The organism is Lactobacillus porci (assembly GCF_009695985.1).
Taxonomy (GTDB): domain Bacteria; phylum Bacillota; class Bacilli; order Lactobacillales; family Lactobacillaceae; genus Lactobacillus; species Lactobacillus absianus.
In genome coordinates this window covers 50237-65591 of sequence record NZ_VUMX01000005.1, presented here as the reverse complement: position 1 = coordinate 65591, position 15355 = coordinate 50237, and the positions used below count along the sequence as shown (strand labels likewise).

Below are 15355 nucleotides of genomic sequence, written 5' to 3'. Positions count from 1 at the left end.
CCTGGAGTTAAAGGATTGACGGTCTTTTTATTACGTTGAGGGCGAGAAAACTTGGCATTTCAATGCCGAGTTGAATCGCCCCCTTTTTTGCTTTAGCGCGTGAACATTAGTTCGGTATGCGATATAATATAAATAGCTAAAGAACTGCAAGTGCTGAAAGAAGGCGTGACTCATATGGTTAAATACGAATTCAGAAATGATGAGCCAGATATCATCCATGGACGAGGCTACGTATACAACCGCAATTACCACATCGTCTGGTGTACCAAGTATCGCAACCAAGCCTTGGCTAATCCGATTATTGTCGATTCACTCAAGGACAAGATCCTGCAGATCTGCCGTGAGAATGAGTATACGGTCAAGGCTCTGGAAATAATGCCAACTCACGTGCATATTCTGCTGTCTGCCAAACCCAAAGAGAGCGTGACAAATATCGTCAAGAAGCTCAAAGGCATTACGGCCAAGTGGCTTTTTGAAAAGTATCCGGAAACGATGAGGAATACTTCTGGGGTGGTCACGTCTGGTCACCGAGCTATTATGCAGGAAGCATTGGAGTGACAACCGAAGCCGTCGTCAAGAAATACATTGAGACGCAATGGAATAGACCGTTTCACTAAACGCTAGAAAGGAGGAAGCACGGAAAGATCCTCATCAAGGTCAATCCAGCATACACCAGCCGAATCTGCTCAAAATGCGGCAAGGATACGGGCAAGAAGCCACTGTCAGTGCGGGAATGGGACTGCCCATTCTGCAAGGCGCATCATGACCGTGACATCAATGCATCAATCAATATTTTGCTTAAAGGACTTTCCCAGCTCTGAGAGAGCTGGGAAAGCAAAAAATCGTACCGTCAAACAGCAGTCAATGCGGCTTGGCGGAATCGTCGGAGGGGGCACTTCCGTGATAAATAGACTGACCTCTGTTTTTGCACTGCTGTTCAGCTTGCTGGACAGAACCAGTAAAAAAGCAGGCTTGACTTCGGCCAATCCTGCTTGCAAGAATAAGTTGGTTGTTCTCAGAAGCTGTAGGCTGCGCGTGAGCACTAGCCTATAAAGAACCCTTCGGCCTAGGTTGGCGGCTCAGAACCCCCCGACCTTGGTCGGGGGAGCATGTCATGCTAAAATTAGGACAATCTAAATAGTTTTTGGCAAAAAGGAGGGACTGCCAATGAAAAAGGTCTATATCGACGTTGATTTGGAAGGCTGTGCGGGCGTCAGCTCCTGGCCGGAGACCCACTATGGGGAAAAGGGCTATGACCTGGCCGTCAGGGAGATGACCCAAGAAGCCATCGCGGCTTGTGAAGGAGCCATGGCTTCCGGCTGCAGCGTTGTCTTAAAGGATGCCCATGAGGACGGGATGAACATTGATCCCAGCCAGCTGCCTGAGGGGGTGGAAATCATCCGCTCCTGGGATTCATCGCCGGAAGAGATGATGGCCGGCATTGATGAGACCTTTGCCGCGGCCATTCATATTGGCTACCACTCTCCGGCGGGCTCCAGCGAAACGCCGCTGGACCATACCGTGGAGCATGACTGGTATTCCTGGGTCAAGCTGAACGGGGACTTGGCGTCAGAGTTTTCCTTCAACTGGCTTTGCGGGGCCAGCTATGGGGTGCCCTCGGTCTTCTTGTCCGGGGATGCCGGAATCTGCCGGCGGGCCGCGGCGGCCTGTCCGGGAATCGTGACCTACGCGACCAAAAAAGGGCGGGGCAGCGCCACCTGGTCCAAGCACCCGGCCGACGTTTTTGCCGGCATCAAGCAAGGCGTGACGGACGCCTTGCAGAAATTGGCGCGAGGGGCGATCAAGCTGCCGGATTTGCCTGACACGTTCACGGTTGAGTTCTGCTTCTCCAGCGCGGGCCGGGCCAGAGCGGCGGCTTTTTACCCGGGAGCGGAAGCAGTTGATGAAAGGCGGGTCAGATATACCGCCAAAAGCGTCCAGGAGCTCTTGGTCGCCAAGATGTTTATGACTGAGATTTAAGGAGGCTGTCATGGGTGTTGATGCCAGTCAATTAGAAAAATACGGCTTAAGCCTGCACGCCCGCTTTAAGGCGGGGAAGCTGAACAAGATCACTGACGTGCCTGGGGTCAAGGTGGGCCAGGTCACCCTGAATGATCCAGCAAGGAACCTGCATACGGGGGTCACGGCCATCATCCCGGCCCAAGGCAACGTCTTTCAGGACAAGCTCCTGGCCAGCGGCCAGGTGCTCAACGGCTTTGGCAAGACGACCGGCCTGGTCCAGGTTCAGGAACTGGGAACTTTGGAGACGCCGGTTTTGCTGACCAATACTTTTGCCGTGGGCACCTGCTGGAACGCCTTGACCCGCTACATGCTGGCGCGGAATCCAGACATCGGTATCAAGACGGGTACGGTCAACCCGGTCGTGATGGAATGCAATGACGGCGACTTGAACGATATCCGCGCCATGGCAGTAACCGAGGCCGACGCCTTGGCGGCTTTGAGAGCAGCCGAAAGCGGCCCGGCTGATTTCGCAGAAGGGGCCGTCGGCGCGGGAACGGGCATGTGCTGCCTGGGCTTCAAGGGCGGCATTGGGTCCGCATCAAGAGTCTTAAGCCTGGGCCAAGCGGACTACCATCTTGGGGTCCTGGTCTCCAGCAACTTCGGGGTTCTGGGCAACCTGCGGATCGGGGACCGCTTCGTGGGCGAAGAGACCAAGGAGGCAGTAATTGCCCGGGCCAAAGCTGAGCAGAATCCCCGCTATGCCCGCTACTGGCAGCAAAAGGACCAGGGCTCGATCGTGATGGTCATTGCCTGCGACCTGCCGCTGTCCAGCCGCCAGCTGGGCCGCTTGGCCAGACGGGCCGCGGTCGGGCTGGCCCGGACCGGCTCTTATATTGGCGACGGGTCCGGCGACATCGCCCTGGCATTTTCAACGGCCAGCCGGATCAGCCATTACGCCAAAGATCCTGTGTCCATTGCTGCCTTGCCTGACAGCCAACTGGATGACGTTTTTGCCGCCGGCGCTGAAGCAGTGGAAGAAGCGGTCATCAGCGCCCTGCTCCATGCCCAAACCCTGGCTGGCATCCGCGGCAATACGGTTTACGCCTTGCGGGACTTTTTAACCGAGCAGGTGCAAGATTAAGACTATCTTAAGGGAAAAGAAACACCCGGTGTGCTATAATTTATCGTCAGGAGGAAGCAAGATTCGCTATGAATAAACAAAAGAAACAATTACTGATCCTCACGGGGATGAGCGGGGCCGGCAAGACCGTCGCCATGCACTCTTTGGAAGATATCGGCTACTTTGTGGTCGACAATCTGCCGCCCGAGCTGCTTGGCAACTTCTGGGACCTGATCAACAACTCAGAAGACTTCAACAAGGTCGCCGTCGTGATCGACCTGCGGGTCAAGTCCTTCTACAAGGACCTGATCGATGAGATCAATTCCCTGGAAGACAGCGGCGATACCCAAGCCATCATCGTCTTCCTTGATGCCTCAGACGACACTCTGGTTGCCCGCTACAAGGAAACCCGGCGCCTGCCGCCTCTGGCTAAGAACGGCCGGCTGCTGGACGGGATCCAGGACGAGCGCCTGGCCCTGATGCCGGTCAAAAACCGGGCCAACTACATCATGGACACTTCCAAGATGAAGCCCAAGGAGCTCAAGCAGCGGCTCCAGGATAAATTTGGCGAATCACATGACCAAACCTTTGGGATTGAAGTCATGTCCTTTGGCTTTAAGTACGGGATGCCAATCGATGCTGATATCGTGATGGATGTCCGCTTTCTGCCAAATCCCTTCTATATCCCAGAACTGCGGCCGTTTACCGGCTTGGACAAGCGGGTCTTCAACTATGTCATGGACAAGGATGAAACCAAGGTCTTCTACAAGAAGTTCTTAGACCTGCTGCAGACGGCGATCCCCGGCTATATTGCCGAGGGCAAGGAGAAATTGACCATTGCCATTGGCTGCACGGGCGGCCAGCACCGGAGCGTCTCCATTGCCCAGCAGCTGGCCCGGGACCTGTCCAAGGACTACCCAGTCGACATTACCCACCGGGAAATCAGCCGTTACATCAGAAAGTAGGAAATGCAGATGCCTGTTGGTGAAAACAAAATCATTCGCATCATCAAGCGCCGGCGCCCCCGCGTAGTCGTGATTGGCGGCGGGACCGGCTTGCCGGTGATCTTGAATGCCTTAAAGAAGCAAAACGCGGAAATCACGGCGATCGTCACCGTTTCAGACGACGGCGGCTCATCTGGCGTGATCCGCAATTATATCAACGTCGTGCCGCCTGGCGACATGCGCAACGTCTTGGTCTCCCTGAGCGATTTGTCGGAAGAGGAGAAGGCCATCTTCCAGTACCGTTTTGAGTCAAATGATGCCTTTTTCTCAGGCCACTCAATCGGGAACTTGATTATTGCTGCCTTGAGTGAAATGCGGGGGAACATTTTTGACGCCATTCAAAGCCTTTCGGGGATGATGAAGGTGGACGGGCACGTCTACCCGGCTTCCAATGAGCCTTTGACCCTGAACGCGGAATTCATGGATGCCACGACGCAAGCCGGTGAAACGGAAATTACCGGCATGCACAAGCAGATCAAGCGGGTCTGGGTAACCAACACCAATTCCAGCGATGAGCCAAGCGCCATGCAGCCCGTAATTGATGCCGTGATGGGGGCGGATGCCATCGTCTTGGGGCCAGGCTCCTTGTTCACGTCGATTCTGCCCAACCTGATGATCCCCAACTTGGGTGAAGCGGTCAGAAAGACCCGGGCCCAGGTAATCTACATCTGCAACATCATGACCCAGGCCGGGGAAACCGTTGGCTTCTCCGATGCTGACCACGTGCGCGTGATCAACCAGCACCTGGGCGGGGACTACATCGATACGGCCTTGGTCAACGGGGCGCCGATCGACATGACGAAGTTCCATCCCGAAGACTATGATGAATACCTCCTGCCAGTGAAGAACGACTTTGAGGGCTTGCGGGCCCAGCACTGCCGCGTCATCATGGATGATTTTACCGACCAGAGAAACGGGCTGGTCTTCCACGATGGCGACAAGGTCGCCGGCGAGATCATCAACATCGCCCTGCAGGAAATGTTTAAGAGAAAGTAATGCAATAGAAAGCAGGTTGGTCCATGGCAAGCTATGCCAGTGATGTAAAGAAAGAACTGACTTCCATTGAAGTCCACCCCGAGCATGCCAAGGCGGAACTGGCGGCCTTCTTGCGAATGAACGCGGTCTTGAGCCGGCATGACGGGCAGATGAGCCTGGATATCGTGACTGAGAATCCCGCCATTGCCCGGCGGATTTTTTCCCTGATCAAGATTGCCTACGGCTTTGAGCCGCAATTGATCGTGACCCGGAAGATGAAGCTGAAGAAGAATCACCAGTACTTGGTCCGGGTAGCCAAAGAGGTGCCGGAGATCATTGCCGACTTGGAGATCTTCACCCCGGAAAAGGGTTTCGTGACCGGGATTCCGGACAAGATCAAGAATTCCGAGCAGCGGTCCATGTCCTACCTGCGGGGGGCCTTTTTGGCCAGCGGGAGCGTCAACAATCCCGAAACCAGCCGCTACCACCTGGAAATCTACTGCACTTACGCCAACCACTGCCGCGACCTGCAGGAGATCATGAACAAGTACTTTGACTTGAACGCCAAGGTCACGGCCCGCCGCAGCGGCTCCATCGTCTACTTGAAGGAAGCGGAAAAAATTGGCGACTTCCTCCACGTGGTCGGGGCAGTCAACGCCATGCTGGCCTTTGAGGACCTGCGGATCATGCGCGACATGCGCAACTCCGTCAACCGCCTGGTCAACTGCGACACGGCCAACCTGAAGAAGACGGCCAACGCGGCTGCCAAGCAGGTGGAAGACATCGAATTCATCGAGGAGAAGCGGGGAATCGACAGTCTGCCGGACAAGCTGGCCAGCCTGGCCAGGTTCCGCCTGCAGCACCCGGAATTGTCCCTGAAGGAGCTGGCTGAGCAGGTGCCGGATGGTCCCATCTCCAAGTCCGGGGTCAACCACCGGCTCAAGAAGATCCATGAGATCGCGGAAAATCTTAGATAAGCCGCTAGCGACACAAAAAACGACTGGAACGCAAGGTTCCAGTCGTTTTTCGGTTATTGTGCTGATTAATTGTTTAAGGCTTACTTGTCGCTGTTTTGGTTGACCATGATGTCATCGATCAGGCCGTAGTCCTTGGCTTCTTGCGCGGTCATGTAGTGGTCGCGCTCAGTGTCGCGCTTGATGGTTTCGATGTCTTGACCAGAGTCCTTGGCCAAAAGTTCATTGATCATCTTGCGGGTCTTCAGGATTTCTTCAGCCGCGATTTGGATTTCGGTTGCCTGCCCTTGGGCCCCGCCCAGTGGCTGGTGGATCAAGACCGTGGCGTGCGGCAGGGCAAAGCGCTTGCCCTTTTCGCCTTCAGCCAGGATGATGGAAGCCATGGAAGCTGCCATCCCAGTGGCGATGGTAGAAACTGGGGACTTGATGAAGTTCATGGTGTCCACGATGGCCATCCCGGAGGTGATCACGCCGCCTGGTGAGTTGATGTACATGTAGATGTCTTTGGTGTTGTCTTGCGCGTCAAGGAAGAGCAGCTGGGCGATGATGGAGTTGGCCATTTGGTCGTTGACTTCACCGCTGAGCATGATGATTCTGTCTTTCAGCAGGCGGGAGTAAATGTCGTAGGCACGTTCGCCGCGGGCTGTTTGTTCAATAACAGTAGGTACTAACATAGTTTTCCTCCTAGTAAGTTGATTAGCACTCATTTGAATACAGTGCTAATTAAAACACTCTCGCCAGCGGCTGTCAAACAAAGAGGCTCAAATTGAACAAGTCTTTGCGATCATTTTTGGACATTTTTTTCCAGATTCGCGGGTGCTAACTACTAGTCTCAAAATACGTAGCTAAAATGTGCTAACGTATTTAGATGGTGATATAATAGACTCATCCTAATAGAAAGGATGAGTCTATTTTTTATGTCTAAAGTCTACAAGCCCCATGAAGCCGCTAAAGTCTTAGGCGTTTCAGTAAGCACGCTGCAGCGCTGGGATCGTGAAGGAAGATTTCATGCTTTCAGAAACGTAGCCAACAGACGCTACTATACTGAAGAACAGCTAAACAGACTTCTCGGAGTACCAGATCAGCGGAAGAACGTTGCCTATGTACGTGTCTCTTCACAAGGGCAGAAAAACAATCTGAAAAATCAGATGGATTTTATTACCCAGTACTGCAACGCCAAAGGAATCATCCTCGATGAGCGAATCAGCGATATTGGGAGTGGCCTTAACTATCGCCGCCCTAAATGGAATGGGCTTCTGCAGGACGTGGAAGACAAGAAAATCGCCAAAATCTTTATCACGTATAAAGACCGCTTCACTCGTTTTGGTTTTGACTGGTTTGAAGATTTCTGTCAAAGACACGGCACTGAGATTGTTGTTCTTAACAATCCAGATACCAGTCCGGATCAAGAACTGGTTGAGGATCTGATGAGTGTTATTCATGTCTTCTCCTGTCGTCTGGATGGATTGAGAAGATACAAGAAAGAGATAGCAGAAGATCCAAAGCTGCCACACAAGGAAGAAGGTGACTAAAGATGCGAACGCAGACCAGAGTCTACAAGCTTCAGCTTAATGAAGAACAAAAGCGGCTCTTTATCGAGCTGTGCGGCTATCGGCGCTGGGCATGGAATCATGCTCTGGATATCTGGAACGATATGTACGAGGTCAGACGATTGATGGCTGACTACACTGAAAAAGTAAAAATAGTCAAAGAAGCTGCGAAGACCCATGATGAAGTCCGCAGAGTGATTCGCGAGATTGACAGAAACAGCCCTGGAGCTAAAGCAAACCCCTCTCCAAGCTGGCAGAGAGTTCGCAATGAGCTCAATTCTGACAAGGAAACTGATGCTTGGAGACTGGCCTATCCAGCTCATCTTGCCAATCTTGCAGTGCAGGATCTTGGCAATGCTTGGAAGAACTTCTTTGACAAAGCCCAGCCAAACTGGGGCAAGCCGAAGTACAAGTCCCGCAAAGCCCCTCGCCAAGGATTTAAGAGCGACCAAAGCAAAATCGAAGGACAGATTCTGAAGCTGGAATGCCCGCAGGGGCGCAAGGATTGGCCACTTGGCCGGATTCGCTTAAATGAGCCTGTGCTTTCTGATGACTTCAGCGTAATCAGCTATTTCACAGAAGCGGGTAATTATTACGCAGCCATTCCTTTCCAGGTTGAAGACATTAAGCAGCCAGCTAAGACAGGCAAGGCAACAGCCGTTGACGTCAACGTTGGCCACTTCGATTACACGGAAGGTCGGGTAAACGTCCTGCCTAAGCGTCTTGACAAGATTTACAAGAAGATCAAGCACTATCAAAGACAACTTGCCAGAAAACGAATCCAAAATGGAAAAGCGGCCTACAACAGCAAGAACTACTTGAAGACGAGAGCCAAGCTTCAAGCATGCTATCGGAAGGCTGGCAATATCCAAAACGACCTGATCCAGAAGTTTACAACTGAACTGGTTAGAGACTATGACATGATCGTAATCGAAAACCTGTCTGTCAAGGGCATGTTGATGAGCCATGTAGCCTCTAAAGGCGTGCATCGGTCAATGTTTGGCAAGTTTAAGCAGATCTTGACCTACAAGTGCGATTGGTACAGCAAGGAGCTTATTCTGGCAAACAAGCTGTACCCGTCTACTCAGCGCTGTGCAGCCTGTGGCAACGTCAAGAAGGGCGATGACAAGATCACCCTTTACGGCAACAAGAAGCACGGCACAAAGCACAATGAGTACGTCTGCTACAACAAAAAATGCCCGAACTACAACAAAGTCGTAGATCGGGACAAGAATGCGATGCTAAGCCTTTTAGCGCTGGCTGAGCATCCAGAATTGAATAAGGCACTGTAAATTCAAAAAAGTGAAGTTAAGGCTGTGGCTTCGGTCATAGCCATGCGGGTTAGCTGTACCCGAGGATTGGCGAGAGTCTTTCCAAGAAGTTGCAAGAGTGGCACGCAAGTGCCTGCGCTGGTCAATGCGATTGCCTCCTAGTTGAGATATCGGAATACCAGTGATGACGGCAATAAGAAAAATGTTTGCGAGTAAAGCGTCAAAGCTGGTGTGTAGGGTCAATAGCATTAGACCTCTGTGATTCCATTAGTCCAAACTAAAATACACATCTGCACACATTTTTTACAGCTGTTATAATGAAATTGTATCTGGTGGAAAAAGACTTTTCCGATGCGTCAATTAGTTTATAGATGCAGCAATTTGTGTAATATTGGAAGGGAAGAAAAAATGAAGAAGACTTTGTTATGCGCTGCTTCGCTCAGCGCGCTGGCTCTTTTGTCATTGGGGCTGCCGGCAAAGGCGTCTGCCGCGACGGTCACCAAGGCGCCAGGGACCAAGACCGTGAACATCTATGCCAAGGTATCAGCCAAGGGGGCCTCAAAAAAGGTTACGACGACTTCTGCCTTTAAGTACAGCAAGATCCAAGCGACCGCGTCAAAGAAGACCAAGGCCGGCGTTTATGACTATATTTACGTCAATGGCCGGCCAGTCGGCTGGGTCAAGGAAAGCTGGTTCACCCGCAACAAGATCTCAGCTGCCAGTGACGTCTACCGGGTCAAGGGCGACAACAACTTCAACTATAAGGATGCCTTGAACTACGTTGCCGACAGCCACGGGACGGTAGTTGATCCTGACTCAGGCGCGATCAAGGCCAGCTACAAGAATGGCAAGCTGACCTACAGCTACGGCAAGATCAAGAAGACGGTCAACGTGCACTGGACCAGCAACCCAAACACTGCCGTCAAGGCTTCTTACGATCAAGGCGACTTTAAGCTGATGAAGGGGCCAAAGGAATCAGCAAGTACCGGCAAGCACACGGGAACCTCAGCCAAGTGGAACGCGGCTCACCACTACGCGCCGGAAACGACCAGCAACAGCTGGACCAGCGGCGGCTTGACCCTGCGCACCAACTTGTGGGAGCCGCGCAACCTGAGCATGGCCGGCAATGGCTGGCAGCAGGTCGGGCCAGTTGAAGAAGGATTAGGCGTGAACGGCGGCTGGGCCTACAGCACTTGGTACCGCAATTCCGGTGCTTCTGACGTCAAGAATGCCAAGGGCAACTTGGTGGCCTTCAACCTGCCGAAGCTGAACAAGTACACGGTGCAATACCTGGCACCAGCAGCCTACCTGTACAAGCGGCTGAATTTTGCCACTTTTAGAAACTACTGCGCCAACATCAAAGTCAGCCCATACATGAAGCTGGGCCACGGGCAGTCAATTGGGGTAAGCAAGAACTACATCTATGTTCTGGCCAACTACAACAAGATCAATAATGGCGACAATGCCGAGGAAATTCTGCAGATCCGTCGCAGCGACCTGCAGATCAACAAAATGTGGACCATCAGAATCAAGACGGCCAGCGGCACGCCGCGCTACTTCCACAACGCGGCCTTCAGCGGCGACGGCACCATGTACGGCTTGTTCCACAATGGCCGCGGCTGGTATGAATATTGGACTCTGAAGCTGGTGGACAATGCCTGGAAGGTGGTCAAGGTTACCGGGACCAAGGGCAATTTCGTCAAGCAGGTTGCCGGCAAGTCCCCGGTTCAGGGCTTCACTTACGGCAATGGCAACTTCTATGTGGCCTTCAACAACATGATCTTCAAGGTGAAGGCTGACGGGACCTACCAAAAGACTTGGAAGCACGTCACCAACCGGGAAAACGAAGGCCTGGCCTACTCAGGCAACACCTTCTATGCCCAATTGGCCCAACGCGGGGAAATTCTTTCCGGCAAATGGTAGAAATTGGCGCTTGACAGCCACAAAGGCTTTCAGTACAATTTAAGCAAATTAAGCAAGAGGTAAAGAACGATGAACTTTAGATTAAGCACGACACAAGCCTGGTGGCAATTCAGATAGCTGATTGACTCGCATTTTCAGACAGCGGTTCAATCAGGCATTTTGCGTGAACCGCTATCTGAACGTGCTTAAGAACAAGTTCTTAAAGAATCCGGATAGCGTTATGAATAAGAACGCGTCCGGATTTTTGTTTGACCAAGAAACAGGAATTCCGACTCTGGGATTCCTGTTTTTTATTGCTTGCGTGTTCTTGTTCTGTTAGTCAGATTATTGCCTGCCAACTGGCGGGCGAAAGCAAGAAAGGATTATCTACGATGAAAAAAGTGGGAGCAGCTTTTGCCATCCTGTTCGTTTTCCTGGCCGTGGCCTTTGGCCTTGAGTCCAAGCCGGCGCGAGTCAAGCAGGGTCAGGTCAAGATCGGGGTCTTGACCCTGATGCGCCACCCGGCCCTTGATGCCATCTACAAAGGCTTCAAGGCGGAATTGGCCAAGGAGGGCTACCGGGACGGCAAGGAAATCAAAATTGTCTACCAAAATGCCAACAACGACCAGAGCAACCTGAAGACCATGGCGGAAAAGCTGGTCAATGGCGGCTCAAAGGTCCTCTTCGGAATCACGACGCCGTCCTCTCAGGCCTTGGCCAACGCGACCAAGCAGACGCCGATCGTCTTAGGGGCGGTGACGGATCCCCGGTCCGCCAACCTGGTCAAGAACAATGAGCATCCGGGCGGCAACATTACCGGGATCTCCGACCAGGCCCCGATTCATGAGCAGCTGCGGCTGATCCAGCGCTTCATGCCCAGACTCAAGACCTTAGGCGTGATCTATACGTCAAGCGACGCGTCGGCCGTGGCTGGCTACCGGCAGATCGTGGCTGAATGCAAGAAGCTGAAGCTGAGCCTGAAGGCCTATTCCATTGCCAATTCCAATGACTTAAACCAAGTCTCCCAGCAGATGCTGACTCAGGTCGACGCGGTGATCGTGCCGACCGACAACACGATTGCCGGGGCCATGCAGACTTTGGTCAAGAACGCCAACGCGGCCAAAAAGCCGGTTTTTCCAGCCGTGGATACCATGGTCAAAGAAGGCGGGGTGGCCACCTACAGCGTGGATCAGTACCAGCTGGGCGTTGAGGGGGCCAAGATGGTCGTCCAGATCCTGAAGGGCAAGAAGCCGGCCAACATGCCGGTCCGCTACCTTAAGCACGGCACGCCGGTCTTGAACCTGAAAGCGGCCAAGAAATTGGGGCTTACGGTGCCAAAGGACTTTTACCAAGAAGCAAAGCAGAAAGGAACGATTTACAAATGAACTTGATTGTCTCCGCTATTGGCCAGGGCTTCTTATGGGGCCTGCTCGGCTTGGGCTTGTACCTGAGCTTTCGCATTATGAACACGACTGACATGACAGTGGAAGGAACCTTCCCGCTGGGGGCATCCGTGGCCGTCAGCCTGATCGTCAAGGGGACCAGCCCATGGCTGGCGACTTTGGCGGCCTTTATCGCCGGAAGCTTGGCTGGTCTGGTCACGGCCTTGCTGATCACGAAGGGGAAGATCCCCAGCCTGCTGGCCGGGATTTTGACCATGACCGGGATCTATTCAGTGGACTTGATGGTCATGGGCAAGTCCAACGTGTCCCTTTTGGGCAAAAGCACGATTTTTGCCAATGCTTTCCTGAAATCCTTGCCCCAGTACTTTGACTCGGTCTTTGCCGGAACTTTGATCATGCTGCTGGTGACGGGCCTGCTGATCTGGTTCTTGTACACCGACTTTGGCCAATCCTTCATCGCGACTGGCGACAATCCGCAAATGGCCAAGTCTTTAGGGATCCACGTCAATCAAATGACCATTGTCGGCTTGATGCTGTCAAACGGTCTGGTCGGCCTGTGCGGGGCCGTCGTGGCGCAAAGCAATGGCTATGCCGACGTCAACATGGGGATCGGGACGATCGTCATCGCGCTGGCCTCAATCATCATCAGCGAGGTCATCTTCAGAAACCTGGACCTGGGCAGCCGCCTGTTTGCCGTAACCTTGGGCTCCATCATCTACCGGCTGATCCTGCTGGCGGTGCTGCAGATCGGCTTGTCTTCAGACAACCTGAACCTGATTTCCGCGCTCGTCTTGGCGCTCTGCATGATGCTCCCGCAAGCTGAACAGCAGCTGCATTTGAAAAAGACCCTGTTAGGAGGCATGAAAAATGACTAGCGAAGCAGCCTTAATCAAACTGGAAAATATTGAAACGACCGTCAACCCTGGCACGGCGGATGAAGCCAAGATCCTGAAGGGGATCAACCTGGAGATCAGGGAAGGGGACTTTATCTGCCTGCTTGGCGGCAACGGGGCGGGCAAGAGCACGCTGTTGAACGTCTTGGCGGGGGAAGTCAGCCCGTCCAAGGGGAAGATCTTCTATAAAGGAAAGGACATCAGCAAAGAGAGCGAAGAAAAACGGAGCCGCTTCATCGCCCGGGTCTTTCAGGATCCCAAATTAGGCACCGCGCCGCGGATGACGGTCGCGGAAAATCTGCTGTTGGCCGCCAAGCGGGGAGAGCGGCGGCCGTTGAAATTGCGGAAGCTGAAGGCACAAAGGGCGGCTTTTGCCAAAGCGCTGGCGGCAATCAACAACGGCCTGGAAGACAAGATGGACGTGGCCGTTGACCAGCTCTCTGGCGGCCAGCGCCAGGCCTTGAGCTTCGTGATGGCGACTTATAAGCGGCCAGACCTGCTTTTGCTTGATGAGCACACGGCGGCCTTGGACCCAAGATCCAGCCGGAAGCTGCTGGAAGCTACGGACGCCAGCATTCGCCAAGAGCAGATCACGGCCGTGATGATCACTCACCACATGGAGGACGCCTTAAAATACGGCAACCGCTTGCTCGTGCTGGAGGACGGACAGGTCATCCGGGATTTTCGGGGGGCGGCCAAGGCCAAGCTGACCTTGAATGACCTGGCCAAATTCTTTGAATAACAGGCAATAATAAAGCAGACAAAAAAGGAAGAAGCAGGCATCGTCCTGCTTCTTCCTTTGCTATTTGATAAAAAATGAATAAAAAAAGTCGCTACAGGTCAGCAGCGACTTTAAGTCCTTATGGACCCCCTGGGAGTCGAACCCAGATTTCAAGAACCGGAATCTTGCGTGCGATCCATTACACTAAGGGTCCATCCGATTACCTAATCTATTATAACAAACAATTTTAAATTGGGAAGAGCTAAATTTAGAAAGTCCGCAAAAATTAAGACTTAGTTTTTGCAATTTTAACTTTTTGTAAAGGCTTTTTAGGAAATGGCAAAGTCGTTCAAAAAGCTTGCATACAAAATAAATTCTGCTATACTAGGGAGTGTCGAGAGAGAAATGGAGATTTAAGCGAAAGTCTTGTTTCTCTTATATTTTTAAGCAATGTGGGACACAAAACGTCAACACTATGGTCGGCAAGCGTCCCACTAGAAGGATGGTTACTTTGAACACGGATTTATCCCTGCTCGAACTGCTTGTTCCTGATGCTTTAAAGATCTTTCGGCAAAGATACCTGATCCTGGAGCAGATCAGCCTCCACGCCCCGGTTGGGCGGCGGAATGTGGCAATCAGGCTTGGCTTAAGCGAACGCAACATTCGCACTGAGACTGAGTATCTGCGGAAACTGGGCCTGATCGAAATTCATAATTACGGGATGGTCCTCACGGAGAAGGGGGAGAGCGTCGTCAAAGACGCAGCACAGATTGTTGATCGACTTTTTAATGCCAGCCAAGCAGAAGTGAAGCTGGCAGAGAAACTCGAAATCGATCGGACAATCATTGTCGCAGGCGACTCTGATTTGCAAGGCCGGGTCTATGACCTGGCCGGGGAAGAGCTGAACTCAGCCTTGAACCTGCTCTTGCCTTTATCTGACTGCATCGTGACAGTCATGGGCGGCAAGACGATTGCCAAGGTCGCCAAGAAGTTGACGCCATCGTTGAGCGAAAACCGGAAAATCAAATTTGTTCCCGGTCGGGGCGCTTTGGGCGGCAGAGTCAATACGGAAAGCAATGCCATCGTGCAAGAGATGGCGCGTGCTACCGGCGGCAGTTATGAATCGCTTTTCTTACCGGAACAGGTTCCCAAGGATGCCTACCGCTCCTTGCTTCATGATCCGGAGATCAGCGAAGTGCTACAAGATATCTCGCGAAGTGACGTCGTCATCCATGGCATCGGTTTAGCCGATGAGATGGCCAGACGGCGGGGGTATGACCCCTTGGCCTTGGCCAAGTTGCGCGAGAATAAGGCAGTCACCGAATGCTTTGGATGTTTCTTCGATGACGAAGGCCACGTAGTCGAACGAATCAGACAGGTTGGTTTGCAGTTCGAAACATTAACGAACGTCCCGCATATCATCGCGGTGGCCATGGGAGCCCGTAAGGCTGAGGCCATTCAAGCATATATGCGCAACGCGCCTCATCAGACCTGGTTAATTACTGATGAGGCAGCCTCAAATCTGATTTTAAACGGGAAAACCCGCTTAAAATAAAATGTTGTTTATAGTTCTTAAGGAG

13 protein-coding genes, 1 tRNA gene and 2 pseudogenes are annotated in these 15355 nt (G+C 52.6%); 14 read left to right on the top strand and 2 right to left on the bottom strand.

The window, feature by feature from the left end; translation table 11 throughout:
- Positions 1-174 precede the first annotated feature (174 nt).
- The 7 genes and pseudogenes from tnpA to whiA all read left to right on the top strand — a co-directional run bounded on the left by tnpA (position 175) and on the right by whiA (position 6038).
- Positions 175-617, top strand: a pseudogene (tnpA, locus tag FYJ62_RS02925) (IS200/IS605 family transposase).
- 18 nt (positions 618-635) lie between these two features.
- Positions 636-821: pseudogene (locus FYJ62_RS02920) on the top strand (zinc ribbon domain-containing protein); the annotation flags it as partial.
- A 346-nt stretch (positions 822-1167) separates the two neighbouring features.
- Entirely contained in the window at positions 1168-1980 is an 813-nt protein-coding gene (locus FYJ62_RS02915; RefSeq protein ID WP_154547572.1) for a M55 family metallopeptidase, read from the top strand.
- A gap of 10 nt (positions 1981-1990) precedes the next feature.
- Positions 1991-3103, top strand: coding sequence for a DmpA family aminopeptidase (locus tag FYJ62_RS02910; RefSeq protein WP_154547570.1), 1113 nt, complete (start codon positions 1991-1993; stop codon positions 3101-3103).
- Positions 3104-3171: 68 nt separating this feature from the next.
- Positions 3172-4047 (top strand): RNase adapter RapZ, encoded by an 876-nt coding sequence (gene rapZ, locus FYJ62_RS02905; protein WP_154547568.1) that lies wholly within the window; start codon positions 3172-3174, stop codon positions 4045-4047.
- A 9-nt stretch (positions 4048-4056) separates the two neighbouring features.
- A complete protein-coding gene (locus FYJ62_RS02900) occupies positions 4057-5082 on the top strand; it encodes a gluconeogenesis factor YvcK family protein (protein ID WP_154547566.1) in 1026 nt (341 codons plus the stop codon).
- Positions 5083-5105: 23 nt separating this feature from the next.
- Positions 5106-6038, top strand: a complete 933-nt coding sequence (gene whiA / locus FYJ62_RS02895; protein WP_154547564.1) for a DNA-binding protein WhiA — start codon at positions 5106-5108, stop codon at positions 6036-6038.
- A gap of 80 nt (positions 6039-6118) precedes the next feature.
- Here whiA and FYJ62_RS02890 read toward each other — a convergent pair whose 3' ends face one another.
- The gene (locus tag FYJ62_RS02890) at positions 6119-6742 is read right to left on the bottom strand and encodes an ATP-dependent Clp protease proteolytic subunit (protein WP_154547562.1); all 624 of its coding nucleotides are present in this window, start codon (positions 6740-6742) and stop codon (positions 6119-6121) included.
- A 210-nt stretch (positions 6743-6952) separates the two neighbouring features.
- Here FYJ62_RS02890 and FYJ62_RS02885 point away from each other — a divergent pair, with 210 nt between their 5' ends.
- The 6 genes from FYJ62_RS02885 to FYJ62_RS02860 all read left to right on the top strand — a co-directional run bounded on the left by FYJ62_RS02885 (position 6953) and on the right by FYJ62_RS02860 (position 13796).
- Positions 6953-7567: an IS607 family transposase gene (locus tag FYJ62_RS02885; RefSeq protein WP_154547560.1), complete on the top strand. Its 615-nt coding sequence runs from the start codon at positions 6953-6955 to the stop codon at positions 7565-7567.
- Between the two features lie 2 nt (positions 7568-7569).
- Entirely contained in the window at positions 7570-8877 is a 1308-nt protein-coding gene (locus FYJ62_RS02880) for an RNA-guided endonuclease InsQ/TnpB family protein (protein ID WP_154547558.1), read from the top strand.
- A gap of 387 nt (positions 8878-9264) precedes the next feature.
- Entirely contained in the window at positions 9265-10779 is a 1515-nt protein-coding gene (locus FYJ62_RS02875) for an SH3-like domain-containing protein (RefSeq protein ID WP_154547556.1), read from the top strand.
- A gap of 371 nt (positions 10780-11150) precedes the next feature.
- The gene (gene trpX, locus FYJ62_RS02870; protein WP_154547554.1) at positions 11151-12143 is read left to right on the top strand and encodes a tryptophan ABC transporter substrate-binding protein; all 993 of its coding nucleotides are present in this window, start codon (positions 11151-11153) and stop codon (positions 12141-12143) included.
- A complete protein-coding gene (locus FYJ62_RS02865; protein WP_154547552.1) occupies positions 12140-13036 on the top strand; it encodes an ABC transporter permease in 897 nt (298 codons plus the stop codon). The genes trpX and FYJ62_RS02865 overlap by 4 nt, the downstream gene beginning before the upstream one ends.
- Positions 13029-13796 (top strand): ABC transporter ATP-binding protein, encoded by a 768-nt coding sequence (locus tag FYJ62_RS02860; protein ID WP_154547550.1) that lies wholly within the window; start codon positions 13029-13031, stop codon positions 13794-13796. Before FYJ62_RS02865 ends, FYJ62_RS02860 begins: the two co-directional genes overlap by 8 nt.
- A gap of 121 nt (positions 13797-13917) precedes the next feature.
- On the opposite strand, the gene FYJ62_RS02855 is transcribed toward FYJ62_RS02860, so the two are convergent.
- Positions 13918-13989 (bottom strand) — tRNA-Arg (locus FYJ62_RS02855).
- Positions 13990-14286: 297 nt separating this feature from the next.
- Between FYJ62_RS02855 and FYJ62_RS02850 the strand changes: the two genes are divergently transcribed.
- The gene (locus FYJ62_RS02850) at positions 14287-15330 is read left to right on the top strand and encodes a sugar-binding domain-containing protein (RefSeq protein WP_154547548.1); all 1044 of its coding nucleotides are present in this window, start codon (positions 14287-14289) and stop codon (positions 15328-15330) included.
- The last annotated feature ends 25 nt before the right edge of the window (positions 15331-15355 follow it).